At 66.1% G+C, this 1,279-nt stretch carries 1 protein-coding gene; it reads left to right on the top strand.

Annotation, left to right across the window (positions count from 1 at the left end):
• Window positions 1-14 precede the first annotated feature (14 nt).
• Window positions 15-1,279, top strand: a 1,265-nt coding sequence (locus QEH57_RS24685) for a Gfo/Idh/MocA family oxidoreductase (protein ID WP_309009478.1), incomplete at its 3' end; no start/stop codon positions are given.

The following is a 1,279-nucleotide window of genomic DNA, read 5'->3' as shown; positions in this document are numbered from 1 at the left end:
CCCCCGAAAGCAACATGACCGAAAAGACAGCTTCCCATCCGCTCGCCCGCCGCGAGTTCGTCAAGAACAGCCTGGTGGCCGCCGGCGGCATCCTCGTCGCCCCCGCCTTCGCCCGGGCCCAGTCCTCGCCCAACGGCGAGATCAACGTGGCCCTGGTCGGCCTCGGAGTCCAAGGCCGCGTGCTGCTCGACGCCATGCTCAACGTGCCCGGCCTGCGCTTCCGCGCGGTGTGCGACATCTGGGAGTACAGCCGCACCTACGGGCAGCGCAAGCTGGCCAAGGAAGGCTTCGAGGTGAACGCCTACCAGGACATCGAGGACATGCTCGAGAAGGAGAAGGACCTCGACGCGGCCATCATCGCCACGCCCGACCTGTGGCACTCGCGCCACACCAACGCCTGCCTCAAGGCCGGCCTGCACGTGTACTGCGAGAAGATGATGGCCCGCACCGTCGAGGAGGCCCGCTCCATGGTGCTGACCGCCCGCGAGACCGGCAAGCTCTTGCAGATCGGCCACCAGCGCCGCTCCAACCCGCGCTACCAGCACTGCTACAACAACCTCATCAAGAAGGCCAAGATCCCCGGGCGCATCACCAACCTCAACGGCCAGTGGAACCGGGCCGTGACCCCCGACGTGGGCTGGCCCAAGAAGTACGCCATCGACGAGGCGACGCTCAAGAAGTACGGCTACGCCGACATGCACCAGTTCCGCAACTGGCGCTGGTTCAAGGACCTCTCCGGCGGCCCCATCTCCGACCTCGGCGCCCACCAGATCGACATCTTCAACTGGTTCCTCGACGCCTATCCGAAAAGCGTCTTCGCCTCCGGCGGGGCCGACTACTACCCGTCTCGCGAGTGGTACGACAACGTGATGGTGATCTACGAGTACGACACCCGCTACGGCCCGGTGCGCGCCTTCTACCAGACGCTCACCACCACCTCCGCCGGCGGAGGCTACTGGGAGTACTTCATGGGCGACGAGGGCTCGATCAAGTTTTCCGAGAACCCGTCGCTCTCGAAGATCTACCGCGAGGAGCGCGCCCCCAGCTGGGACCAGTGGATCGACCTGCACTACCTCACCCAGTCCGACGCTCCCGCGCCCGCCAAGGACGCCAAGGTGGACGTGCGCGAGACGGCGCCCTTGGCCCAGTTCGACATCCCCGTGGCCCTGGACAAGCCGCCGCACCAGCCGCACCTGGAGAACTTCTTCTCCGCGATCAAGGGCGAGGCCAAGCTCAACGCCGACGGGGAGCACTCCTTCAAGAGCGAGGTCGGCATCTT

It is taken from the genome of Pelagicoccus sp. SDUM812005 (assembly GCF_031127875.1).
In the GTDB taxonomy this organism is placed as follows: Bacteria; Verrucomicrobiota; Verrucomicrobiia; order Opitutales; family Opitutaceae; genus Pelagicoccus.
The sequence above is the reverse complement of the archived record's forward strand: the minus strand, read 5'-3'. Positions and strand labels throughout refer to the sequence as shown.